General features: G+C 66.7%; 20 protein-coding genes. 9 read left to right on the plus strand and 11 right to left on the minus strand.

The features are described 5' to 3' along the window. Window positions 1–13: 13 nt before the first annotated feature. From AC1DSC_RS02585 to dnaG, 3 genes are all read right to left on the minus strand, one after another. On the minus strand, window positions 14–1249 hold the full coding sequence (locus tag AC1DSC_RS02585) for a multidrug effflux MFS transporter (protein WP_012746903.1): 1236 nt from the start codon (window positions 1247–1249) through the stop codon (window positions 14–16). 100 nt (window positions 1250–1349) lie between these two features. Next, window positions 1350–3701: an RNA polymerase sigma factor RpoD gene (gene rpoD / locus AC1DSC_RS02590; RefSeq protein WP_026283816.1), complete on the minus strand. Its 2352-nt coding sequence runs from the start codon at window positions 3699–3701 to the stop codon at window positions 1350–1352. 296 nt (window positions 3702–3997) lie between these two features. Next, complete coding sequence (gene dnaG / locus AC1DSC_RS02595) at window positions 3998–5977, minus strand: DNA primase (RefSeq protein WP_012746905.1); 1980 nt, start codon at window positions 5975–5977, stop codon at window positions 3998–4000. A gap of 82 nt (window positions 5978–6059) precedes the next feature. Between dnaG and AC1DSC_RS02600 the strand changes: the two genes are divergently transcribed. After that, complete coding sequence (locus AC1DSC_RS02600) at window positions 6060–7001, plus strand: YihY/virulence factor BrkB family protein (protein ID WP_012746906.1); 942 nt, start codon at window positions 6060–6062, stop codon at window positions 6999–7001. Here AC1DSC_RS02600 and AC1DSC_RS02605 read toward each other — a convergent pair. Both AC1DSC_RS02605 and AC1DSC_RS02610 read right to left on the minus strand, forming a co-directional pair. Continuing rightward, entirely contained in the window at window positions 6949–7707 is a 759-nt protein-coding gene (locus AC1DSC_RS02605; protein WP_012746907.1) for a 3-hydroxyacyl-CoA dehydrogenase, read from the minus strand. The two genes, AC1DSC_RS02600 and AC1DSC_RS02605, sit on opposite strands and share 53 nt — an antisense overlap. Before the next feature lie 128 nt (window positions 7708–7835). Next, a complete protein-coding gene (locus AC1DSC_RS02610; RefSeq protein ID WP_012746908.1) occupies window positions 7836–8387 on the minus strand; it encodes a phasin family protein in 552 nt (183 codons plus the stop codon). A 189-nt stretch (window positions 8388–8576) separates the two neighbouring features. Here AC1DSC_RS02610 and AC1DSC_RS02615 point away from each other — a divergent pair, with 189 nt between their 5' ends. Continuing rightward, the gene (locus AC1DSC_RS02615; protein WP_174545050.1) at window positions 8577–9503 is read left to right on the plus strand and encodes a histone deacetylase family protein; all 927 of its coding nucleotides are present in this window, start codon (window positions 8577–8579) and stop codon (window positions 9501–9503) included. Continuing rightward, a complete protein-coding gene (locus tag AC1DSC_RS02620; protein ID WP_018903027.1) occupies window positions 9500–9943 on the plus strand; it encodes an acyl-CoA thioesterase in 444 nt (147 codons plus the stop codon). Before AC1DSC_RS02615 ends, AC1DSC_RS02620 begins: the two co-directional genes overlap by 4 nt. Before the next feature lie 56 nt (window positions 9944–9999). Here the strand turns inward: AC1DSC_RS02620 and AC1DSC_RS02625 are convergent, their stop codons facing one another. Further along, the gene (locus AC1DSC_RS02625; protein ID WP_012746912.1) at window positions 10000–10416 is read right to left on the minus strand and encodes a hypothetical protein; all 417 of its coding nucleotides are present in this window, start codon (window positions 10414–10416) and stop codon (window positions 10000–10002) included. Between the two features lie 38 nt (window positions 10417–10454). Next, entirely contained in the window at window positions 10455–10688 is a 234-nt protein-coding gene (locus AC1DSC_RS02630; protein ID WP_012746913.1) for a CsbD family protein, read from the minus strand. Between the two features lie 176 nt (window positions 10689–10864). On the opposite strand from AC1DSC_RS02630, the gene pncB reads away from it, so the two are divergent. The 5 genes from pncB to AC1DSC_RS02655 are packed head-to-tail and all read left to right on the plus strand — an operon-like array spanning window position 10865 to window position 17075. Next, window positions 10865–12085 (plus strand): nicotinate phosphoribosyltransferase, encoded by a 1221-nt coding sequence (pncB, locus tag AC1DSC_RS02635; RefSeq protein ID WP_012746914.1) that lies wholly within the window; start codon window positions 10865–10867, stop codon window positions 12083–12085. Window positions 12086–12111: 26 nt separating this feature from the next. Further along, complete coding sequence (locus tag AC1DSC_RS02640; protein ID WP_018903025.1) at window positions 12112–13524, plus strand: sodium:proton antiporter; 1413 nt, start codon at window positions 12112–12114, stop codon at window positions 13522–13524. A gap of 11 nt (window positions 13525–13535) precedes the next feature. After that, a complete protein-coding gene (locus tag AC1DSC_RS02645) occupies window positions 13536–14522 on the plus strand; it encodes a 2-hydroxyacid dehydrogenase (RefSeq protein ID WP_062362341.1) in 987 nt (328 codons plus the stop codon). A gap of 25 nt (window positions 14523–14547) precedes the next feature. Beyond that, complete coding sequence (locus AC1DSC_RS02650) at window positions 14548–15915, plus strand: DNA recombination protein RmuC (protein ID WP_028256161.1); 1368 nt, start codon at window positions 14548–14550, stop codon at window positions 15913–15915. Further along, on the plus strand, window positions 15912–17075 hold the full coding sequence (locus AC1DSC_RS02655; RefSeq protein ID WP_028256160.1) for an MFS transporter: 1164 nt from the start codon (window positions 15912–15914) through the stop codon (window positions 17073–17075). Before AC1DSC_RS02650 ends, AC1DSC_RS02655 begins: the two co-directional genes overlap by 4 nt. A 45-nt stretch (window positions 17076–17120) precedes the next feature. Here AC1DSC_RS02655 and AC1DSC_RS02660 read toward each other — a convergent pair whose 3' ends face one another. The 4 genes from AC1DSC_RS02660 to earP form a co-directional block, all read right to left on the minus strand. Beyond that, on the minus strand, window positions 17121–17984 hold the full coding sequence (locus AC1DSC_RS02660; protein ID WP_026283814.1) for an LOG family protein: 864 nt from the start codon (window positions 17982–17984) through the stop codon (window positions 17121–17123). 62 nt (window positions 17985–18046) lie between these two features. Continuing rightward, window positions 18047–18826, minus strand: coding sequence for a crotonase/enoyl-CoA hydratase family protein (locus AC1DSC_RS02665; RefSeq protein WP_369664336.1), 780 nt, complete (start codon window positions 18824–18826; stop codon window positions 18047–18049). A gap of 86 nt (window positions 18827–18912) precedes the next feature. Then, window positions 18913–19467: an elongation factor P gene (gene efp, locus AC1DSC_RS02670; RefSeq protein ID WP_012746921.1), complete on the minus strand. Its 555-nt coding sequence runs from the start codon at window positions 19465–19467 to the stop codon at window positions 18913–18915. Window positions 19468–19657: 190 nt separating this feature from the next. After that, window positions 19658–20821: an elongation factor P maturation arginine rhamnosyltransferase EarP gene (gene earP, locus AC1DSC_RS02675; protein WP_028256158.1), complete on the minus strand. Its 1164-nt coding sequence runs from the start codon at window positions 20819–20821 to the stop codon at window positions 19658–19660. 83 nt (window positions 20822–20904) lie between these two features. Here earP and AC1DSC_RS02680 point away from each other — a divergent pair, with 83 nt between their 5' ends. Further along, window positions 20905–22302, plus strand: a complete 1398-nt coding sequence (locus AC1DSC_RS02680; protein ID WP_374987715.1) for a M20/M25/M40 family metallo-hydrolase — start codon at window positions 20905–20907, stop codon at window positions 22300–22302. Window positions 22303–22330: the final 28 nt, after the last annotated feature.

The raw sequence follows: 22330 nt of genomic DNA on the forward strand, positions 1-22330 counted from the left end.
GGGTATCGCTCTTTCAGGTTTCGTTGGCGAGGCTTCGTCCGATCTCGGGCCAGCGGCCGTGCAGCCAGACCCAGGCGACCAGGCCGATGCCCAGCATCAGCATGGAGGTGACGGCGAGCGCCAGCGTGGAATGCATCACCAGCGGCGCAATCGCACCGGCGACCAGGCCGTTGGCGGTCGAGCCGATCACGGCCTGCAGCGACGAGGCCATGCCGCGGCGCTCGGGGTGCAGGTCGAGCACCAGCAGCGTGACCACCGGCACCATCAGCGCCCAGCCGAAGGCGAACACCGCCAGCGGCCACAGCGCCCATGCCACGTGCGCATCGAAGAAAAAGTTGGCCGCCACGTTGACCACCGAGGTGACCAGCATGATCAGGAAGCCGTCGCGGATCTGCCGCTTGGGCGTCACCTTGCCCGCCATGCGGCCGCTGGCGCGCGCGCCCAGCATGATGCCGCCGATGGTCAGCAGGAAGAACCAGAAGAACTGCTGCGGCTGCAGCGAGAGGTGGTCGCCCAGGAAGGCGGGCGCGGCCAGCACGTAGAGGAACATGCCGTTGAACGGCACGCCGCTCGCGAGCGCGAGCAGCAGGAAGCGCGGATCGGAACACAGGTCCCAGTAGCCGCGCAGCAGGTGCCGCACATGGAAGGACTGGCGCTGGCTCTGGTGCAGGGTTTCGGGCAGCAGCTTGTAGTTGGCCGCGAACAGAACCACGCCGACCGCCACCAGGAACCAGAACACCGCGTGCCAGCCCGCATGCACGAACAGGAAGCCGCCGATGATCGGCGCAATGGCCGGCGCCACGCCGAAGTAGATCGTCACCTGGCTCATCACGCGCTGCGCCTCGGCCGGCGGGAACATGTCGCGGATCACGGCGCGCGACACCACGATGCCCGCGCCGGTCGACAGGCCCTGCAGCCCGCGGAACAGCACCAGCTGCGCGATGTTCTGCGACAGCGCGCAGCCCAGCGAGGCGAGCGTGAACACCGCGAGCCCCCACAGCACCACCGGCCGCCGGCCGAAGCTGTCCGACAGCGCGCCATGGAACAGGTTCATGAACGCAAAGCCGAACAGGTAGGCCGAAAGCGTCTGCTGCATCTCGGCCGGCGTGGCGCCGATGGAGCGCGCAATGCCAGAGAAGGCCGGGATGTAGGTGTCGATGGAGAAGGGGCCCAGCATGCCCAGCACCGCGAGCAGCACGGCCAGTGCCCAGCGCGGGGCCTGCCAGAGTTTGTCTGCATCGGGATTCATGGCAATTGCTCCATTCTTCTTGTTTGCGTTGCACAAAAGAGAGCGCCCGCCGCCCGTATGACGGGGCGCTGCGGGCGCTTGTGGCTTCAGGGAACCCGGATTACAGAGTATCGATGAAGCTGCGCAGTTTGTCCGAACGCGAGGGATGCTTGAGCTTGCGCAGGGCCTTCGCTTCGATCTGGCGGATGCGCTCGCGCGTCACGTCGAACTGCTTGCCGACTTCTTCCAGCGTGTGGTCCGTCGACATCTCGATGCCGAAGCGCATGCGCAGCACCTTGGCTTCGCGCGGCGTGAGGCTGTCGAGGATGTCCTTGACCACGTCGCGCAGGCCCGCCTGCATCGCGGCCTCGATCGGGGCCGTGTTGCTGCTGTCCTCGATGAAGTCGCCCAGGTGCGAATCGTCGTCGTCGCCGATGGGGGTTTCCATCGAGATCGGCTCCTTCGCAATCTTCATGATCTTGCGGATCTTGTCTTCCGGGATCTCCATCTTGGCGGCCAGGATGCCGGCGTCGGGCTCGAAGCCGAATTCCTGCAGATGCTGGCGCGAGATGCGGTTCATCTTGTTGATCGTCTCGATCATGTGCACCGGGATGCGGATGGTGCGCGCCTGGTCCGCGATCGAGCGCGTGATGGCCTGGCGGATCCACCACGTGGCGTAGGTCGAGAACTTGTAGCCGCGACGGTATTCGAACTTGTCGACCGCCTTCATCAGGCCGATGTTGCCTTCCTGGATCAGGTCCAGGAACTGCAGGCCGCGGTTGGTGTACTTCTTGGCGATGGAGATCACGAGGCGCAGGTTGGCCTCGATCATTTCCTTCTTGGCATCGCGCGAGGACGATTCGCCCTCGTTCATGCGCTTGTTGATTTCCTTGAGCTGGGTGAGCGGCACCACCACGCGCGACTGGATGTCGGCGAGCTTCTGCTGGAGTTCCTGCACCGGCGGAATGTTGCGCGCAAGCACGGCGCTCCAGGGCTTGCCGGCCGCGGCCTGCTTCTCGACCCACTTCTGGTTCAGCAGGTTCGAGGGCACGCGGTTGCCGTTCTTGTCGTAGCCCGAGAAATCGCGGATGAACTCGTCCTGCGGGAAGCCGCACTTGTCCACGATGATGCGGCGCAGCTCGCGCTCCTTCTTGCGCACGTCGTCCACCTGCGTGCGAACCAGGTCGCACAGCTTCTCGATGGTCTTGGCCGTGAAGCGGATGGTCATGAGCTCGTCCGACAGGGCCTGCTGGGCCTTCTCGTACGCGGGCGTGCCGTAGCCTTCCTTGTCGTAGATCTTGTGGACCTTCTCGAACATCGAGGCAATGCGGTCGAAGCGCTCGAGCGCATCGCGCTTGAGTTCCTCGAGCTTCTTGGTGAGGGCCTTGGAGCCGCCCTTGCCGTCGTCGTCGTCTTCCTCGTCGAACTCGTCGAAGTCTTCCTCGGCCACGTAGTCGTCGGCTTCGTTGGGGTTCGAGAAGCCGTCCACCACGGTGGAGATGACGACCTTGCCTTCACGGATGTCGGCGGCCAGGCGCAGGATCTCGGCGATGGTGGCGGGGGAGGCCGAGATGGCTTCCATCATGGCCATCAGGCCGCCTTCGATGCGCTTGGCGATTTCGATTTCGCCTTCGCGCGTGAGCAGCTCGACCGTGCCCATTTCGCGCATGTACATGCGCACCGGGTCGGTCGTGCGGCCGAATTCGCTGTCCACCGTGGACAGGGCCGCTTCGGCTTCTTCCTCGGCTTCTTCCACCGTGGTGGCGGTGGGCGCGGTGTTGTTCAGCAGCAGGGTCTCGGCGTCGGGCGTTTGCTCGTACACCGCCACGCCCATGTCGTTGAGCATGGTGACCACGACTTCCATGGTCTCGGCGTCGACCAGCTTGTCGGGCAGGTGGTCGGAGATTTCGCCGTGCGTGAGGTAGCCGCGGGTCTTGCCGAGCGTGATCAGCGTCTTCAGGCGCGAGCGGCGCTTGGCCAGGTCTTCCTCGGAGAGCACGGTCTCGTCCAGGCCGAACTCCTTCATCAAGGCGCGTTCCTTCGCCTTGCTGATCTTCATGCGCAGCGGCTTGACCTTTTCCTCGGTGGTCGTGGCGGTTGCGGGCTCGTCGCCGGCCAGGTCTTCCTCGATGTCCGACAGGTCGACGTCGCTTTCGGGTGCTTCGTTGCCGGCCTTGGGCTTGCGGCCGCGCTTGGCGCCGGTGGCGGGCGCGGCAGCGCCGGCGGCCTTGGGCGGGCGGCCTACTTTCTTGGCGGCGGGGGCGGCAACTGCCTTGGCGGCAGCTTTTTTCGGATCGTCGATGGAGGTCGATTTCGTGGGCACGGTTTTCACTTTCGTTGCGGCTGCCGATTTGGAAGCGGCGGCACCCGACTTAGTTGCCGGCATAACGCCAGCTTTCAACGGTTTTTCTGCGACAGACTTCGCGGCGGCGCTTTTGGCGAGTGAAGGAGCAGGCTTCTTTGAACTGGGCATACGACCTCGTTACAGCAAGATGGACCAAGCGGAATCACAGGCGCACCGCCACACGGCAGCGCCACCACGGTCCGGGCACAGGCACGGACGGAACAATTGGGAAAGAGGAAGAAATTCCTCGTCAGGCAAGATGTCGGGCGAACATTTGGTGTGCAGTCCTTGCGGTTATTGACCCTTTCCGACGGATTCTTTCCGTGGGAGTGCGTTGCGCTAGGGGTCGGCCCGGAGGTGCTGCTGTCGCTCTTGCCTAATTTCGCCAGTTGCGAAGCCTTACATTATAGCCTATTGCGCAAATTTCAAGCAGTTTCTGCACCGCGCGGGTTCAATCGGTTGCGCAATTCGAGCCGCCTGGCCTCCAGCGCCTTGTAGCGTTCGAGCGCCTTCGGGTCCTTTCCGACCGCGGCAATGGCCTCGCTCTGCTGGGCCTTCAGGCGGTCGTCCAGCATGAAGTCGAGCACGCTCGCGAGCTCCTTGGCGGCATCGGCCAGGTGCTGCTCTTCCTCGCCCTCGGGGACAGGGGCGCTCTCGGAAACGCTCATGAGGCGTTCGGCCAGCGCCTCGAAATCGAGCCCGCGCATGCCTTCGCGGAGCGCCGCCCACGGCTGCACGCCGTGCTCGTGCAACTGGCTGTCGAGCCAGGTGAAAAGCGCCCCGTGCGGGCCCGGCAGGTCGCACAGCATCACGTGGAGCTCGTGCGACAGCGCGTCCCACTGCGCCATGTTCGACAGCAGCAGCCGCGCCGCCACGTCCGGCCGGCTCGGCGGCTTGCCCCGGCCGCGCAGCGGCTCGATCGGCGCCTCGAATTTGCCGCCCCAGCGCTTGCCCTTGGTGAATTTGCGCGGCTTGCTATCGCTTTCATAGCGCGGCGGCTCGTATTCGGCCGGCGGGGGCATGTCGGGGTAGTCGCTCTCGTGGCCCGCGTCGCCCTGGCGCTGGGCTGGCGCCGCAGCCGGCCTGCGCGGGCCCGGCGTGGAGGCCCAGAGCTCGGAGAGCGCCGCCGCGTCGAGCTGCACCAGCGCGGCGATCTCGCTCAGCAGCTGGCGCTTGAGCGCCCCGTCGGGCATGGCGCTCCAGAGCGGGCGCACATTGCTCGTCATGTGGGCGCGGCCCTCCGCGGTGGTCAGGTCGCAGCCTTCGCGCGCGGCCTCGAGCATGAAGCGCGACAGCGGCGTGGCTTCCTGGATGAAGCGCGCAAACGCATCGGCGCCGAATTCGCGGATGAAGCTGTCGGGGTCGTGCTCGGCCGGCAGGAACAGGAACTTGATGCTGCGCACGTCGGTGGCATAGGGCAGGGCGCCGTCGAGCGCCTTGCGCGCGGCGCGGCGGCCGGCGGCGTCGCCGTCGAAGCTGAACACCACCGATTCGGTGAACCGGAAGAGTTTTTGCACGTGCTCCGTGGTGCAGGCCGTGCCGAGCGTGGCCACGGCATTGGGAAAGCCGAGCTGGGCCAGCGCGACCACGTCCATGTAGCCCTCGGTCACCAGGGCGAAGCCGCGCTCGCGGAAGGCGGCGCGGGCCTCGTACAGTCCGTAGAGCTCGCGCCCCTTGCTGAACACGGGCGTCTCGGGCGAATTGAGGTACTTGGGCTTTTCGTCGCCGAGCACCCGGCCGCCGAAGCCGATGCATTCGCCCTTCACGTTGCGGATCGGGAACATCACGCGGTCGCGGAAGCGGTCGTAGCGCTTGGCGTCTTCGGCGCCGTCTTCGGCGTTGACGATCACCAGGCCGCTTTCGGCCAGCAGCGGGTCATCGTAGTCGGGAAACACGCTGGCAAGCGTGCGCCAGCCGGCGGGCGCATAGCCGATGCCGAACTGCCTGGCCACTTCGCCCGAGACGCCGCGGCCCTTCAAGTATTCGATGGCGCCCGGTGCCTGCCGCAGGGCCTTGCGGTAGGCCTCGCCGGCTTTTTCGAGCACGTCGGTCAGCGTGGCCTGCTTCTGGCGCTGGCTGGCGGCGCGGGCGCGTTCCGCCGGAGAGGCGTCGTCCTCGGGCACCTGCAGGCCGTATTGGCCGGCAAGGTCGTGCACCGCCTCGACGAAGCCCATGCCCGCGTGTTCCATGAGAAAGCCGATGGCGTTGCCGTGGACCCCGCAGCCGAAGCAGTGATAGAACTGCTTGGTGGGGCTGACCGAGAAGGAGGGCGACTTCTCGCCGTGGAACGGGCACAGGCCCATGAAGTTGGCGCCGGCCTTCTTGAGCTGCACGTAGCGCCCGACGATTTCCACCACGTCGGCGCGCGCGATGAGTTCCTGGATGAATGAAGCGGGGATGGTCATGTAGGCGAAGAGCGGCAAATCATACGCAAGCCTTCGAACGCCCGCGCGCGAAGGCCATACTGCCCGCAGCTGGAACCCACGGATGAAGACGCCCCACCCATTGCACCACGTCGCGCCGCTGCTGCGCCATCCCCTGCGCTTCGTCTGGGATGCGCTCAAGGCTTTCCGCGCCAACCAGGGCTTGCTGCTCGCGGGCGCCGTGGCCTACTACGCGCTGCTTTCCATCGTGCCGCTCCTGATCGTGAGCGTGATCGCGATGTCCCACCTGATCGAGCAGGCCGAGCTGCTGCGCACCATCGGCCGGTACCTCGAATGGCTGCTGCCGGGGCAGTCGAAGGCGATCGTGGCGGAGCTGTCGAACTTCCTCCAGCACCGCGACGTGATGGGGCCGGTGCTGTTCGTGACCATGATCTTCTTCAGCTCGCTGGCCTTCAGCGTGCTGGAGAGCGCCATGGCGGTGATCTTCCATCACCGCAAGGCGGACCACCGGCGCCATTTTCTGGTGTCGGCGGTCATGCCCTATCTCTACATCCTGTTCCTGTGCGTGGGCCTGCTGCTGGTCACGCTGGTGTCGGGCGCGCTGCAGCTGGTGGGCCAGGAGAGCGTCGACCTGTTCGGGCGCAACTGGTCGCTGTCGGGCGTCTCGGGCCTGCTGCTCTACCTCTTGGGGCTGGGCGGCGAGATCTTCATGCTGACCTCGCTCTACCTCGTGATGCCGGCCGGCCGCATGTCGCTGCGCCATGCGCTGCTGGGCGGCGTGACCGCCGCGCTGCTGTGGGAGGCCACGCGGCGCGTGCTGATCTGGTACTTCTCGACGCTGTCGCAGGTCAACGTGGTCTACGGCTCGCTCACCACGGCCATCGTGGTGCTGCTGAGCCTGGAGATCGCCGCCACGCTCGTGCTGCTGGGCGCCCAGGTGATCGCCCAGTACGAGCGGCTGGACCGCACCGGCAGCACGGCGGTGCCGCCGCTCACCGGGGCGGAAGCCGAATCGCTCCGTCGAGACGAATCACCTCGCCGTTGAGCATGTCGTTCTCGATGATGTGCTTGGCGAGCTTGGCGTAGTCCTCCGGCGTGCCCAGGCGGGATGGGAAGGGCACGCTGGCGGCCAGCGCGTCCTGCACCTCCTGCGGCATGCCGAAGAGCATGGGCGTGCCGAAGATGCCAGGGGCGATGGTCATGTTGCGGATGCCGTTGCGTGCCAGGTCGCGCGCGATCGGCAGGGTCATGCCGACCACGCCGCCCTTGGAGGCGCTGTAGGCGGCCTGGCCGATCTGGCCGTCGTAGGCCGCCACGGATGCGGTGGAAATCAGCACGCCGCGCTCGCCCGTGGCTTCGGGCTCGTTCCGGCTCATGGCGTCGGCCGCGAGGCGGATCATGTTGAAGCTGCCGATCAGGTTGACCGTGATGGTCTTGCTGAACACCGCCAGCGCATGCGGGCCGTTCTTGCCCACGGTCTTCTCGGCCGGCGCGATGCCCGCGCAGTTGACCAGGCCCACCAGCTTGCCGAGCTTCTGCGCCGCGGCCACCGCCGCCTGGCCGTCGGCCTCCTGGCTCACGTCGCACTTGACGAACACGCCGCCGATGTCCTTGGCGACGGCTTCACCCTTGTCGGCCTGCATGTCGGCGATCACAACCTTGCCGCCATTGGCAGCCAGCATGCGCGCCGTGCCTTCGCCGAGGCCCGAGGCGCCACCGGTCACGATAAAAACCTTGCCGTCGATCTGCATTGAGAGTCTCCTGAAATGAGACCGGCATTATCGAAGACGGCAGCGGGACAAAAAAAAGCCCCGTCCGAAGACGAGGCTTGAATTGGATCCGTGAGGACCCAAGGAGACAACTGGTGGTGGTCGGCAGCTTAGCGCTTGCGCGAGGTGGTCGCGGTCTTGGCGGCGGCAACGGCTTGCGTCGACACGGCGTTGAAGTTGGCTTCGGCAACGTCCGACGCTTGCTTGACGGCCTTCTGGACCGATTCGAAAGCGTTGTTGGCGGCAGCCACGGCGCTCTTCAGCACGGCAACGGCGGTTTCCGAGCCGGCGGGTGCATTCTTGGAAGCGCTGTCGACCAGGCCGACAAAGGTTTGCTGGGCTTCAGCGGCCTTGGCTTCGAAAGCCTTGGTGAACTCGGCGCCGGTGCCCTGGGCGATGTCATAGAGGTGACGGCTGTAGGCAGCGGTCTTTTCGGCCAGGGGCTGGAACAGGCTGGCTTGCAGCGTCAGCAGCTCTTGTGCGTCCTTGACGTTCAGGGCGGCTTGGGCGGTGCTCTGAGCTTCGCTCAGCGCAGCCTTGGAGGCAGTCACGTTCAGTTCGACGAGCTTCTCGACGCCTTCGAAGGCCTTGGTGGTCAGGCCGAACAGGGTTTCGAGGTTTGCTTTTTGGGCGGCGAGGATTTGGTCAGCGGTCAGGGCCATTTGGGAATCTCCGGTAAGGATGAAGGGTGGTCGGTTCACGTTGCGCTGCCTCGTCGTCCATGTTCTATGTTGCGGTGCAGCATGGCCTCAAGTATAGGCAGCACAGCTTTGCGATCAAGGGGGTTTTGCTGCTTTGCAGCAATTTAGAACACACTTTCTAAATTCGCTCCGGCCTCCAGAATGCGGGCCATGCGCGCGTTCTATTCCGGCCAGTTCGTCCTGCCTCTGCCTCCGGGCCACCGCTTCCCGATGTCCCGCTATGCCCTGCTGCGCGACCGCCTGCTGGAGCACCTGCCGGCGGTGGACATGGACCAGGCCCCGCGTGCCACCGACGGCGAGCTGGCGCTGGCCCACACCCCGCAGTGGATCGCCGCCATCAGCGACGGCAGCGTGAGCCCGCAGGCCATGCGCGAGATCGGCTTTCCCTGGAGCGAGGCGATGGTCGAGCGCTCGCGCCGGTCCACCGGGGCGACCATCGCGGCCTGCCGCGCGGCGTTCGCCGGCGGCGTGGCGGCCAACATGGCGGGCGGCACGCACCATGCCTATGCCGACAAGGGCGGCGGATTCTGCGTCTTCAACGACGCCGCGGTGGCTGCGCGGCTGATGCAGGCGGAGCACGGCCGCGCTGGCCGGCAGCTCAAGGTCGCGGTGATCGACCTGGACGTGCACCAGGGCAACGGCACGGCCAGCATCTTCCGCAGCGACCCGAGCGTCTTCACGCTGTCGCTGCACGGCCAGAAGAACTTTCCGTTCCGCAAGGAGGCGAGCGACCTGGACGTCGAGCTGCCCGACGGCTGCGGCGATGCCGACTACCTCACCGCGCTCGAGCACGCGCTCGACGAGCTGGAGCGGCGCTTCTCGCCGGGCCTGGTGATCTACCTGGCGGGCGCCGACCCCTTCGAGCGCGACCGGCTCGGCCGGCTCAAGCTGACATTCGACGGCCTGGAGGCGCGCGACCGCCGGGTGTTCGACTGGGCCTGGCAGCGCCGCATTCCGCTGGCCTTCGCGATGGCCGGAGGCTACGCCAGCGACATCGCCGAGACGGTGCAGGTGCAGCTGGGCACCTTCAGGGTCGCCTTCGACTACTGGCGCCGCTGGCAAAATGCCGCGCGATGAGCTCCGCCGCCAAACCCACGCCGCATTCCCGAAGCAGCTACCGCGCGTTCCGCAGCATTCCCACGCGCTGGGCTGACAACGACATGTACGGCCATGTCAACAACGTCGTCTACTACAGCTGGTTCGACACGGCGGTGAATGCGCTGCTGATCGAACGCGGCGCGCTCGACATCCACCAGGGGCAGACCATCGGCTTCGTGGTCGAGACGCAATGCAACTATTTCGCCCCGATCGCCTTTCCCCAGACCGTGGAGGCCGGCATCCGCGTGGCCCAGGCCGGACGGTCGAGCGTGCGCTACGAGATCGCGCTCTTTGCGCAAGGCTCGGACAGCGCAGCCGCGCAGGGCCACTTCGTGCACGTGTATGTGGACCGGGCCACGCAGCGGCCGGTGCCGCTTCCCGAGGCGCTGCAGCGCGTAGTCGATTCGCTGAAGGCCTGATCACAAAAAAAGCGCCCGAGGAGGGCGCTTTTTTTGCCGTGCGGAGGGATCCGCGCCTACATGGCCGTCTTCGTCTTCTTCATGGCCTTGATCTCGGCCTTGCCCTGGGCCTCGTCGGCCTTGGCCTGCTTCACGCAGGCAGCCTTGGCATCGCCGGACTGGTCGTCGCATTTTTCCTTGGCGACTTCGTACGTGGCCTTGACCTTCTCCTCGGCCACCTTGCGGGCATGGGCGTCGCTCGGCTTGTACTGCTGTTCGAGTTCGGCCTTCGCCACGTCTTCCGTGCCCTTGGCTTCCTTCTGGCAGACGTCCTTCGCGTTGTCCTTCATCGCGTCGCACTGGGCCTTGGCGGACTTGTAGTCGGCCTCGATCTTTTCCTTGGCCGCCTTGTATTCGTCCTTGGTCATGGCGCCCGCCTGGGTGGCCATGAAGCAGGTGGATGCAAGAGCGAGCATGAGCAGGTGCTTTTTCATGGTGTTCTTCCTTTGCTGTTCAGAGAGGAATCGGGAGCTCAGTACTTCTCGTACCAGAGCGCTTCCGGCGTGCGGCCGTCGCGCGTTTCCCAGTCCCGGACCTGTTTTTCGGCCTCGTCGCGGCTGATGCCGTGGCGTTCCTGGATGCGGCCCAGCAGCTGGTCGCGCTTGCCGGCGATCACGTCGAAGTCATCGTCGGTCAACTTGCCCCATTGCTCCTTGACCTTGCCCTTGAGCTGTTTCCAGTTGCCTGCAATGGTGTCCTTGTTCATGCGAATCTCCTTGAAAAGATGGATTCGGCGAGCTCCCCGGCTGCCGTGAACGCACTGTCGCGGGGGCCATTCACCCTGGCGGTAGGACGCCCAGTGCTGGCGCCGTAGGCACAAGCCGACGGCGCCCGTGATAATCGAACGCACGCCGAAAAGCTCGGGACAACGCGCGCCGCACCATGATCATTCACAGCCTGCTCGACACCGACCTCTACAAGTTCACCATGATGCAGGTCGTGCTGCATCACTTCCCGGGCGCCCAGGTCGAGTACCGGTTCAAGTGCCGCAATCCCGGCATCGACCTGGCGCAGTTCGCGGGGCAGATCCGCGAAGAGGTGCGAAGCCTCTGCTCGCTGCAGTTCCGGGACGCCGAGCTGGCCTACCTGCGCTCGATGCGCTTCATCAAGAGCGACTTCGTCGACTTCCTGGGCCTGTTCCGGCTCAACGAAAAGTACATCTCCATCACGCCCCAGCCCTCGGGCGAGCTCGAGATCCGCATCAAGGGGCCGTGGCTGCACACCATCCTGTTCGAGATTCCGGTGCTGGCCATCGTGAACGAGGTCTACTTCCGCAACACGCAGAAGAAGCCCGACCTCGAGGAAGGCCGGCGGCGCCTGGAGACCAAGATCGGGCAGCTGCAGGATGCCGGCCTGTCGGACCTCAAGATTGCCGACTACGGTACGCGCCGCCGCTTTTCCAAGGACTGGCATGAAGAGGTGCTGCGCACGCTGACCGCCAGGCTCGGTGCCGTCACCTCGCCGCCGGCGCAGGCCGAGCCCGGTGCGCGGCTGCCCCAGCTCGCGGGCACCAGCAACGTGCTCTATGCGATGAAGCTCGGCCTGATTCCGCTCGGCACCATGGCGCACGAATACCTTCAGGCCTGCCAGGGGCTCGGCCCGCGGCTGCGCGACAGCCAGATCTTCGGCTTCGAGAGCTGGGCCCGCGAATACCGCGGCGACCTGGGCATTGCGCTGTCCGACGTCTACGGCATGAGCGCCTTCCTGCGCGACTTCGACCTGTACTTCTGCAAGCTGTTCGACGGTGCGCGCCATGACAGCGGCGATCCGTTCCAGTGGGGCGAGCGCATGCTGGCGCACTACATCGCCAACCGGGTCGATCCGCGCACCAAGACGCTGATCTTCAGCGACAGCCTCACGGTGCCGCGCACCGTCGAGCTCTACCAGCAGTTCCGCGGCCGCTGCCAGCTGGCGTTCGGCATCGGCACCAACCTCACCAACGACCTCGGCTACGAGCCGCTGCAGATCGTCATCAAGATGATCAACTGCAACGGCCAGCCGGTGGCCAAGCTGTCGGACACGCCTTCCAAGAACATGTGCGAGGACGAAAAATACCTGGCCTACCTGCGCCAGGTGTTCGAGATCGAGCAGCCGCCGGCCTGACGCGCGTCTGGTACGGTACGGCCCCGATGAAAAAAACAATCCGCCTTGCGGCAGCCGCAGCGCTGCCGATGATGTTCCCCGCGCTGGCCATGGCGGCCGAGCTCGACGGCAGCAAGCTGTCGGCGCTCTGGGGTGTTCCGTTCGCGGGCATCCTGCTGTCGATTGCGCTGATGCCGCTGCTGGCCCCGTCGGTCTGGCACCACCACTACGGCAAGATCTCCGCCGCCTGGGCGCTGGCGTTCCTGCTTCCCTTTGCCGCGATCCATGGCGCGCCGCTGGCCGGCTCCCAGTTCGTGCACGCGCTGGTGGAGGAATACATCCCCTTCATCATCCTGCTCACGGCGCTGTTCACGGTGGCGGGCGGCATCCACATCCGCGGCAACCTGCATGGCGCGCCCGGCCTCAACACGGCCATCCTTGCGATTGGCGCAGTGCTCGCGAGCCTCATGGGAACCACGGGCGCGTCGATGCTCTTGATTCGCCCGTTGATCCGCGCCAACGACAACCGCGTGAGCAAGGCGCACGTGGTGGTGTTCTTCATCTTCATCGTCTCGAATGCGGGCGGCTCGCTCACGCCGCTCGGCGACCCGCCGCTGTTCCTCGGCTTCCTGAAAGGCGTCGATTTCTTCTGGACGGCGCGCAACATCCTGCCCAACACGCTGTTCCTCGTCGGCATGCTGCTGGCGCTGTTCTACGTCATCGACCGCCACCTCTACCGCAAGGAAGGCGTGCTGCCGTTCGACCCGACGCCGGACACCCGGCGCGTCGGCTTCGACGGCGCCGCCAACTTCTGGCTGCTGGGCGGAATCGTCTTCTTCGTGCTGCTTTCCGGCGTCTGGAAATCGCCCGTCGGCTTCGAGGTGTTCGGCACGCACGTCGGGCTGCCGGGGCTGGTGCGCGACATCGGGCTCATTGCCATCACGCTCGTCTCGTTCAAGACCACCGCGGCCAAGGTGCATGCCGACAACCAGTTCGAATGGGGTCCGATGGCCGAGGTGGCCAAGCTGTTCGCGGGCATCTTCCTGACCATCATCCCGGTGATCGCGATGCTCAAGGCCGGCGCGCACGGGGCGTTCGCGCCCGTGATCGCGGCGGTGACGAGGCCCGACGGCCAGCCCGATCCGGCCATGTATTTCTGGGCCTCCGGCATCCTGAGCTCGTTCCTGGACAACGCGCCGACCTACCTCGTGTTCTTCAACACCGCAGGCGGCGATCCGGCCACGCTCATGACCACCTACGCTACCACGCTGGCCGCAGTTTCGGCCGGCTCCGTGTTCATGGGTGCCAACAGCTACATCGGCAACGCGCCCAACCTCATGGTCAAGGCCATTGCCGAAAGCCGCGGCGTGCGCATGCCGAGCTTCTTCGGGTACATGGGCTGGTCCGTGGTCGTGCTGATTCCGCTGTTCGTCCTTTCCACCTTCATCTTCTTCCGTTGAGAGCAGACATCATGAGCAAGCCCAAGATCCTGGTCGCACGCGCGATCTTTCCCGAGACCATCGAGCGCCTCTCGCAGCATTTCGAAGTCGAGTCGAACCAGGCCGACGAAAGCTGGAGCAAGGAGCAGCTGATCGCCAGGCTGCAAGGCAAGCAGGGCGCCTTCACCACCGGCAGCGAGCGCATCGACGCCGCGCTGCTCGACGCCTGCCCCGACCTGAAGATCTGCGCCAACATGGCGGTGGGCTACAACAACTTCGACGTCGACGCCATGGCCGCGCACGGCGTGCTCGGCACCAATGCACCCGACGTGCTCACCGAGACCACGGCCGACTTCGGCTTTGCGCTGCTCATGGCCACGGCCCGCCGCATCACCGAGAGCGAACACTTCCTGCGCGCAGGCAAGTGGCAGAAGTGGAGCTTCGACATGTTCGCGGGCTCCGACATCCACGGCGCCACGCTCGGCATCATCGGCATGGGCCGCATTGGCCAGGGCATTGCCAAGCGCGGCGCGCACGGCTTCGGCATGAAGGTGGTCTACCACAACCGTTCGCGGCTCGATGCGGCGCTGGAGGCCGAATGCAAGGCCAGCTACCTGAGCAAGGAAGAGCTGCTCAAGACGGCGGACCACGTGGTGCTGGTGGTGCCGTACTCGCCGGCGTCGCACCACACCATCGGCGCGGCCGAGATCTCGCTGATGAAGCCGACCGCCACGCTGGTGAACATCGCGCGCGGCGGCATCGTCGACGACGCGGCGCTGGCCGTGGCGCTGCGCGAAAGGCGCATTGCCGCGGCGGGGCTCGACGTGTTCGAGGGCGAACCCAAGGTCCACCCCGACCTGCTGACCGTGCCCAACGTGGTGCTGACGCCGCACATCGCAAGCGCCACCGTGCCCACGCGCCGCGCCATGGCCGATCTCGCGGCCGACAACCTCATTGCCTGGTTCAGCGGCAAGGGCGCACTGACGCCCGTCACGCCCGTTCCGCCCGCCGCCAAGTAAATAAACACGGACCCTCATCGTCACCTTGGACACTTCCCTGATTCTTCTTCTGCTGGCCGCCCTTGCGGTGGTCCAGCTGGTGCTCGCGGTCTGGCTGCTGGCTCGCCGCCAGCCGGCGCCCGACCACAGCGAACTGCTCTCCGTGCTGTCCGCCATGGGCACCGCCAACGAACGCACCGAGCGCGAACTGCGCCACGAGATCGGCGAAAGTTCGCGCGGCGCGCGGCAGGAAACCGCGCAGGCCTTCGCCACCTTCCAGCAGGCGCTGGTGCAGCAGGGCGCCGAAGCCACCCGCACGCAGAACGCCCAGCTCGATGCCTTCTCGCTGCAGCTCGCCTCCTTGCAGAAGACGCTGGCCGACACGCTCAACACCCAGCTCCAGGGCCTGAGCGAATCCAATGCGCGCCGCCTGTCGGAAGTGCGGGCGACCATGGAAGCGCAGCTCGCGCAGCTGCAGCAGAGCAACACCGCCAAGCTCGACGAGATGCGCAAGACCGTCGACGAGAAGCTGCAGAGCACGCTCGAAGCCCGCCTGGGCGAGAGCTTCAAGCAGGTGGCCGACCGGCTCGAACAGGTGCACAAGGGCCTGGGCGAGATGCAGACGCTGGCCGTCGGCGTCGGCAGCCTGCAGCGCGTGCTGACCAACGTGAAGACGCGCGGCGTGTTTGGCGAGGTGCAGCTCGAGGCGCTGCTCGAGCAGGTGCTCACGCCCGAGCAGTACGCCAAGCAGATCGAGACCAAGCCGCGCAGCGGCCAGCGCGTGGACTTCGCGATCCGTTTCCCTGGCCGCGGCGACGACGGCGCCCCGGTGTGGCTGCCGATCGACGCCAAGTTTCCGCGCGACGACTACGAGCGCCTGATCGATGCGCACGAGCGCGCCGACGCGCCCGGCGCCGAGCTCGCGGCCAAGGCGCTCGAGGCGCGCATCCGCGTGGAGGCCCGCTCGATCGCCGAGAACTACCTGGCGGCGCCGCACACCACCGACTTCGCCATTCTTTTCCTGCCGGTCGAAAGCCTCTATGCCGAGGTGCTGCGCCGCCCGGGCCTGATGGACGCCATCCAGCGCCAGCACCGCGTCACGCTGGCCGGCCCCACCACCCTGCTTGCCATGCTCAACAGCCTGCACATGGGCTTTCGCACGCTGGCGCTCGAGCAGCAGGCCTCCGAGGTCTGGAAGGTGCTGGGCGCGGTCAAGACCGAGTTCGAGCGCTATGGCGAATGGGTCTCGCGCATCAAGGAGCAGGTGGCCAAGGCCTCCGACACGCTCGACAAGGCCGACACGCGCGCCAAGCAGATGCGCCTGGCGCTGCGCAAGGTCGAGGCGCTGCCCGAGGCCCAGTCGCAGGTGCTGCTGCCTCCCACCGCAGACAGCGAGGGCGACGACACCCCGTGAAAGGCTCCGAACTGCTGCGCGTGATCGGCGCCCAGGTCTGCCTGCACGCCACCATGGCCGGCATGCGGCTCGCAACCCCGCTGCTGGCGCTGCAACTGGGCTACAGCGCGGCGGCCGTCGGCGTGCTGATCGCGCTGTTCGCGCTCACGCAGGTGTTCCTGGCGCTGCCGGCGGGGCGCTTTGCCGACCGGTACGGGTTCAAGCGGCCGCTGTGGCTGTCGGTCATTGCGGCTTCGGCCGGCGCAGCACTCGTGCTCGCCTTTCCGACCTTTCCAATGATGTGCATCGCGGCGCTGCTGACCGGCGGCGCCACCGGCGCGACCGTCATTGCGCTGCAGCGCCACGTGGGCCGCTCCGCGACCAACGCCACGCAGCTCAAGCGCGTGTTCAGCTGGCTTGCGATAGCGCCCGCGGTCGCCAATTTCATCGGCCCTTTCGTCGCCGGCATGCTCATCGACCATGCAGGGCGAGCCCCTGCGGACATGCTGGCGTTCCGGGTCTGCTTTGCGGTGATGGCGGCTTTCCCCATCGCCTGCTGGCTGCTGGCGCGCGGCGCGCACGAACCGCCGCCTGCGGCACCCGCCGCCGGCGCCGCGCCCACGCGCGCCTGGGACCTGCTGCGCGAGCCGATGTTCCGCCGCCTGCTGTTCGTGAACTGGCTGCAATCGTCGAGCTGGGACGTGCATGCCTTCGTGCTGCCGGTGCTGGGGCATGACCGCGGCATCAGCGCGTCGATGATCGGTTCCATCCTCGGCGCCTTCGCCATTGCAGCGGCGGCCATCCGGGTGGTGCTGCCGCTGGTGGCCTCGCGCGCTTCGGAGCGAAGCGTGATCCTGAGCTCCACCCTCGTCACGGCGCTGGTGTTCGCGGTCTATCCGCTGCTCGATTCGGCCTGGAGCATGGGCCTGTGCTCGGTGATCCTGGGCTTTGCGCTCGGCGCGGTGCAGCCGATGGTGATGAGCATGCTGCACCAGATCACGCCGCATGCGCGGCACGGCGAGGCGCTGGGCCTGCGCCTCATGACCATCAACGCCTCGAGCGTGGCCATGCCGATGCTGTTCGGCTCGATCGGCGCGCTGATCGGCATCGCGGGCGTCTTCTGGGTGGTGGGCGGCGTGGTTGTGCTGGGGGCGCGGGCGACCTGGGGCTTGAAGGTCTAGCTGCCCCGCGGAGGCGGGGCGATGCCGCCGGAGCCTGGAACCGGACTACAGCTTGTAGAAGCGCTTGATCGCATCCCAGGCATCTTCGGGCGCGTCGACGTATTCGAAGAGCTTCACGTCGGCCGGCGAGATCACGCCTTCCTCGACCAGGAAGTCAAAGTCGACCAGCTTCTTCCAGTAGGCCGAGCCGAACAGCACGATCGGCACCGGCTTCGACTTGCGGGTCTGCACCAGCGTGATCACCTCGAACAGCTCGTCCAGCGTGCCGAAGCCGCCCGGAAACGCCACCAGCGCCTTGGCACGCATCATGAAATGCATCTTGCGGATCGCGAAGTAGTGGAACTTGAAGCTCAGCGCCGGCGTGACGTAGGGGTTGGCTTCTTCTTCCATCGGCAGCGCGATGGCCAGGCCGACCGAGAGGCCGCCGCCTTCGTGCGCGCCGCGGTTGGCCGCCTGCATGATGCCGGGGCCGCCGCCGGTGCAGACAAAGAGCTTGTCCTCGGGCTCCTTGCCGTTGCTGAACTCCGCCACCAGCTTGCCGAAGGCGCGGGCCTTCTCGTAGTAGTGCGAGCTGCGCGCCAGGCGGCGCCAGCGCTCGGCCGCCACCGCATCGCCGGCGGCTTCGGCCTGCGCGACCAGCGCGGCTGCTTCTTCCTCGCTGCGAAAGCGCGCGCTGCCGAACACCACCACGGTGTTCTCGATGCCGTGGGCGCGCTGCTCCAGGTCGGGCTTCATCAGCTCGAGCTGCATGCGGATGCCGCGGGTTTCGCGGCGCAGCAGGAATTCCGGATCGGCAAAGGCGAGGCGCGAAGGATCGGGATCGAGGGGGAGGCCCTTTTCGGCGTGCGCCTTGAGGGTGGCCCAGGCGTCCGCGAGGCGCTTGTCGTGAAGGTCGTGCGTGTTGTTCATGGAGAAATCGGACAGGAAGACTTGCAGCATTGTGCAGCGTCGCGGATGCGGCGCCCCGCGGCTCAGAAGGTGCCGTGGCGCCCCTCGCCGCGCACGAAGCGTTCGGCACCGGCCGCGCCTTCGGCCGCGACGATCGGCACGCCGAGCCGGCCTTCCTGCCTTAGCGCATCGGCCAGCGGCAGGCTCCATTGGGCATGAGCGGATTGGCGGTCCGCCAGCATGCACTGCTGCGGGAACGACGCGATCTCGCGCGCGAGCGCTTCGGCCGCGTGGCGGGCCTGGCCGAGCGGCACCACGCGGTTGACCAGGCCCATGGCCTGCGCTTCCGGGGCGCTCACGGGCCGTCCGGTCAGGATCAGGTCGAGTGCGCGGCCCATGCCAACGATGCGCGGCAGCCGCACCGTGCCGCCGTCGATCAGCGGCACGCCCCAGCGCCGGCAGAACACGCCGAGCACGGCATCTTCCTCGGCCACGCGCAGGTCGGCCAGCAGCGCCAGTTCCAGGCCGCCGGCCACCGCATGGCCGCTGATGGCGGCGATCAGGGGCTTGGCAAGCGCCATGCGGGTCGGGCCCATCGGGCCCGTGCCGCCGCCCTCGGGGTCGAGTTCGTTGCGGCGCGCGGGGTCGCCGACCGCGCCCAGGTCGGCGCCGGCGCAGAAGGTGCCGTGCTCGCCCCAGAGCACCGCAACGCGCTGGCTTTGATCGGCTTCGAAGCGCTCGAAGGCGGCGCGCAGCGCGTCGGCCATGGGCCGGTCGACGGCGTTGCGCTGCTTCGGGCGGCTCATGACGATGGTGCTGACCGGCCCATCGATCTCGGTGCGGACGCTGGCGGACGTGTTCATGGGCGCAAGGGTAAGCCCATCAACGGAAAAAGGCTCCCTGCGGAGCCTTTGTCGTTGGGTGCTGGCCAGCCAGCATGGGTGCGGGCTTAGACGCGCTTGCGGTATTCGCCGGTGCGGGTGTCGATTTCGATCTTGTCGCCTTGCGACACGAACAGCGGCACCGGCACTTCGAAGCCGGTGGCGATCTTGGCGGGCTTGAGCACCTTGCCCGAGGTGTCGCCCTTGACGGCCGGCTCGGTCCAGGTGATTTCGCGCTCGACGCTGGTCGGCAGTTCGACCGAGATGGCCTTGCCGTCGTAGAACACCACTTCGACCGGCATGCCGTCTTCGAGGTAGTTGAGGGCGTCGCCCATGTTCTCGGCTTCGACTTCGTACTGGTTGTACTCGGTGTCCATGCAGACGTACATCGGGTCGGCGAAGTAGGAGTAGGTGCACTCCTTCTTGTCCAGCACGATCTGGTCGATCTTGTCGTCGGCCTTGAAGACCACTTCGGTGTTGAAGTTGGCGATCAGGCTCTTGAGCTTCATGCGCACGGTGGCGGAGTTGCGGCCGCCGCGGCTGTATTCGGTCTTGAGGACGACCATCGGGTCCTTGCCGTGCATGATGACGTTGCCGGCGCGGATTTCTTGAGCGATTTTCATATCAGGTTCTCTGGATGTTGGCCGCTCGGTGCGCGGAGCCATCGGGCGACGTATGCAATGTGGTTTGCAAGGTCTTGCCGGCGTGTCTTGCCGGCCTCATTGGCCCCGCGGTACATGTCCCGCGGCAGGTTTGGCGGAGAGCATCTCGGATCTGTGTAAATCCGGGCCGAAATCCGCAAAGCCCGCTATTTTAGCTTTTTCCGGCGACCAGATGCCGCAATTGAGTGACCAAGTCCTCTTGTGCGCAGAGCTTTTGGCGGGCGGCCAGCACGGTTTCACGCCATGGGCCCTGTGTTTCGAGAGCGGGCAGGGGGCTGCTGTCGAACCCGTTCCAGGCATGGTGGAACTGCCGCAGCGACGGCGGGGCGCCCAGCCAGTCGAGCCAGGCGCCGAGCTTGACGTGGTGCGCGTCGTCGTCCTGCGGATAGATCTGCCAGACCAGCGGGACGCCGGCCCACAGCCCCCGAACGAGCGAATCCTCGCCGCGCACGAAATTCAGGTCGCAGGCCCAGAGAAGATGATCGAAATCGGCCTGCGTGAGGTAGGGCAGGTATGAAATTGATAGCGCGCCGAGCCCCGAGACCCCGTGATCCGGCTGTTTCCTGTCGGCAAAGAACGCCCTGACCGCATGCGCGGCCCGGCCCGAGGTGACCAGGAGCCGTGTGGGCTGCGAACCCACTGCCAATTGCTCGAGCAGGGTCGCCAGCGACGGCGGCTCGTAGCAGAACAGCGACACCAGGCGTTCGCCGTCGCGCCAGGGAATTTGCTGCGCCGCGAGCCATTGCGCGCGGTCGAAGCGCGCCCGTCGCTCCAGCAGGCCGGGCTCCCGCAGCAGGCCCCCCGTGGCGGGGGTGAAGCCCGGATAGAAAAAGCGCTTCGTCAATCCCGTGCCGGGCCCCTTGAACACGGGCGAGGGCAGGCCGTGCAGGCGTTCGACATACGGCTCGGCCGACAGGTACTCGAGATTGATCCACGCCCGCCCCGGCCCGCCCTGGGCCTGCGGCTCGGCAAAGCGCGCGATCAGTTCGGGCGCCGGCTCGCAGCCGAAGGCCTCGACCAGCACATCGGGCGGCGGGGCCGCCACGGCTTGCCGGACGGCGGCGGGCTCGAGCCAGTCAACCACGCTCACGCCCTCGCAGCCGGTGGGCGCCATCCAGTGCAGCGCCGTGGCGTCGTCGATCCACAGGCGCACGCATTCGCCGAGGGCGGCCAGCTGGCTCGACAGCCGCCAGCACACGCCGAGGTCGCCGTGGTTGTCGATGACCCTGCAGAAAATGTCCCATTGCATGGGCGCGAGTGTGCCTGTCTTCGGCGGGGCGAGGCCGTGGTGCCTGCTTGGTATGCTGGCCGGCATCACAACATCCGGAGAGAGAAACCATGCGCCTGCCGACCCGCCGCCGTTCGCCACTTTCCCTTGGTTTCTTTGCTCACCCCGGCATGGCGAGAACCGTGCTCGCGCTTTCCCTGGCCTTGGGCGGCCTGGCCGGTGCCTCGGCGCAAACGACGCCGTCGCTGACACCGCAGCAGCAGCGCTTTCACGACATCTACAAGGAGCTGATCGAGATCAACACCAGCCATTCGGCGGGCGACAACACGCTCGCGGCGCGCGCCATGGAAAAGCGGCTGGTCGAAGCGGGCTTTGCGCCCGGCGACATCCAGATCTTCGAGCCCTTCCCCAAGAAGGGCAACCTGGTGCTGCGCTTCAAGGGTAACGGCAGCAAGAAGCCGCTGCTGCTGCTGGCCCATATCGACGTGGTCGAGGCCCGGCGCGAGGACTGGAAGACCGATCCGTTCAAGCTGCAGGAAACCGGCGGCTATTTCACGGCGCGCGGTTCGATCGACGACAAGGCCATGGCCTCGGCGCTGGTGTCGGTGCTGGGGCAGCTCAAGCAGGAAGGCTTCAAGCCCAGCCGCGACATCATCCTGGCGCTGACGGCCGACGAAGAGCGCGGCGACGCGCTCAGCAACGGCGCCTTCTGGCTCATCAACAACAAGCCCGAGCTGCTGCAGGCGGAGTTCGGCATCAACGAAGGCGGCGGCGGCGAACTGCGCGGGGGCAAGCCCAACCTGCACCGCATGCAGGTGGCCGAGAAGATGTACACCACCTACATGCTCGAGGCGCGCGACGTCGGCGGCCACAGCTCGGTGCCGACCAATAGCAACCCGATCTACGCACTGTCCGCGGGGCTCGAGCGCCTGGGCAGCTACGCGTTCCCGGTCAAGCTGGGCGAGGTCACCAAGACCTATTTCGCACGCAGCGCGCCGTTTGCCACCGGCCAGCTGGCCGACGACATGCGCGCGGTTGGCGGCGGCAACCCCGAGCCCGCGGTGATCGAGCGGCTCTCGGCCAATCCGGCCTACAACGCGCAGCTGCGCACCACCTGCGTGGCGACCATGGTGCAGGCGGGCCATGCCGAGAACGCGCTGCCGCAGTCGGCCAAGGCCACGGTCAACTGCCGCATCCTGCCGCACGACGACCCGGACGAAGTCGAGCGCCTGCTGACCCAGGCCGTGGGCAACGACAAGATCGTGGTGCGCAACCTCGGCAAGCCCTTGCGCAGCCCGGCCTCGCCGCTGAACGGCGACCTGGTGAAGACCGTGGAATCGGTGACGCAGGCCATGTGGCCCGGCGTGCCGGTGGTGCCCGCGATGAGCACCGGCGCCACCGACAGCCGCTTCATGCGCAACGCCGGCATTCCGATGTATGGCGTGACGGGCATGTTCCTCGATCCCGCGGATGCGCGCGCCCACGGGCTGGACGAGCGCATCGAGATCCAGCGGCTCTACGACGGCCGCGAGTTCCTGTACCGGCTGGTGAGCGAGCTCGCCAGATAGGCGCCGCCCTCCCCGCGGAGAGGGCGGG

The sequence above is a fragment of the Variovorax sp. 01N425 genome (assembly GCF_056399465.1).

Excerpts from the sequence above, each read along its gene's own strand:
- AC1DSC_RS02585 (WP_012746903.1), bottom strand. The coding sequence starts at position 1,249 with ATGAATCCCGATGCAGACAAACTCTGGCAGGCCCCGCGCTGGGCACTG.
- rpoD (WP_026283816.1), bottom strand. The coding sequence starts at position 3,701 with ATGCCCAGTTCAAAGAAGCCTGCTCCTTCACTCGCCAAAAGCGCCGCC.
- dnaG (WP_012746905.1), bottom strand. The coding sequence starts at position 5,977 with ATGACCATCCCCGCTTCATTCATCCAGGAACTCATCGCGCGCGCCGAC.
- AC1DSC_RS02600 (WP_012746906.1), top strand. The coding sequence starts at position 6,060 with ATGAAGACGCCCCACCCATTGCACCACGTCGCGCCGCTGCTGCGCCAT.
- AC1DSC_RS02605 (WP_012746907.1), bottom strand. The coding sequence starts at position 7,707 with ATGCAGATCGACGGCAAGGTTTTTATCGTGACCGGTGGCGCCTCGGGC.
- AC1DSC_RS02610 (WP_012746908.1), bottom strand. The coding sequence starts at position 8,387 with ATGGCCCTGACCGCTGACCAAATCCTCGCCGCCCAAAAAGCAAACCTC.
- AC1DSC_RS02615 (WP_174545050.1), top strand. The coding sequence starts at position 8,577 with ATGCGCGCGTTCTATTCCGGCCAGTTCGTCCTGCCTCTGCCTCCGGGC.
- AC1DSC_RS02620 (WP_018903027.1), top strand. The coding sequence starts at position 9,500 with ATGAGCTCCGCCGCCAAACCCACGCCGCATTCCCGAAGCAGCTACCGC.
- AC1DSC_RS02625 (WP_012746912.1), bottom strand. The coding sequence starts at position 10,416 with ATGAAAAAGCACCTGCTCATGCTCGCTCTTGCATCCACCTGCTTCATG.
- AC1DSC_RS02630 (WP_012746913.1), bottom strand. The coding sequence starts at position 10,688 with ATGAACAAGGACACCATTGCAGGCAACTGGAAACAGCTCAAGGGCAAG.
- pncB (WP_012746914.1), top strand. The coding sequence starts at position 10,865 with ATGATCATTCACAGCCTGCTCGACACCGACCTCTACAAGTTCACCATG.
- AC1DSC_RS02640 (WP_018903025.1), top strand. The coding sequence starts at position 12,112 with ATGAAAAAAACAATCCGCCTTGCGGCAGCCGCAGCGCTGCCGATGATG.
- AC1DSC_RS02645 (WP_062362341.1), top strand. The coding sequence starts at position 13,536 with ATGAGCAAGCCCAAGATCCTGGTCGCACGCGCGATCTTTCCCGAGACC.
- AC1DSC_RS02660 (WP_026283814.1), bottom strand. The coding sequence starts at position 17,984 with ATGAACAACACGCACGACCTTCACGACAAGCGCCTCGCGGACGCCTGG.
- AC1DSC_RS02665 (WP_369664336.1), bottom strand. The coding sequence starts at position 18,826 with ATGAACACGTCCGCCAGCGTCCGCACCGAGATCGATGGGCCGGTCAGC.
- efp (WP_012746921.1), bottom strand. The coding sequence starts at position 19,467 with ATGAAAATCGCTCAAGAAATCCGCGCCGGCAACGTCATCATGCACGGC.
- earP (WP_028256158.1), bottom strand. The coding sequence starts at position 20,821 with ATGCCGGCCAGCATACCAAGCAGGCACCACGGCCTCGCCCCGCCGAAG.
- AC1DSC_RS02680 (WP_374987715.1), top strand. The coding sequence starts at position 20,905 with ATGGCGAGAACCGTGCTCGCGCTTTCCCTGGCCTTGGGCGGCCTGGCC.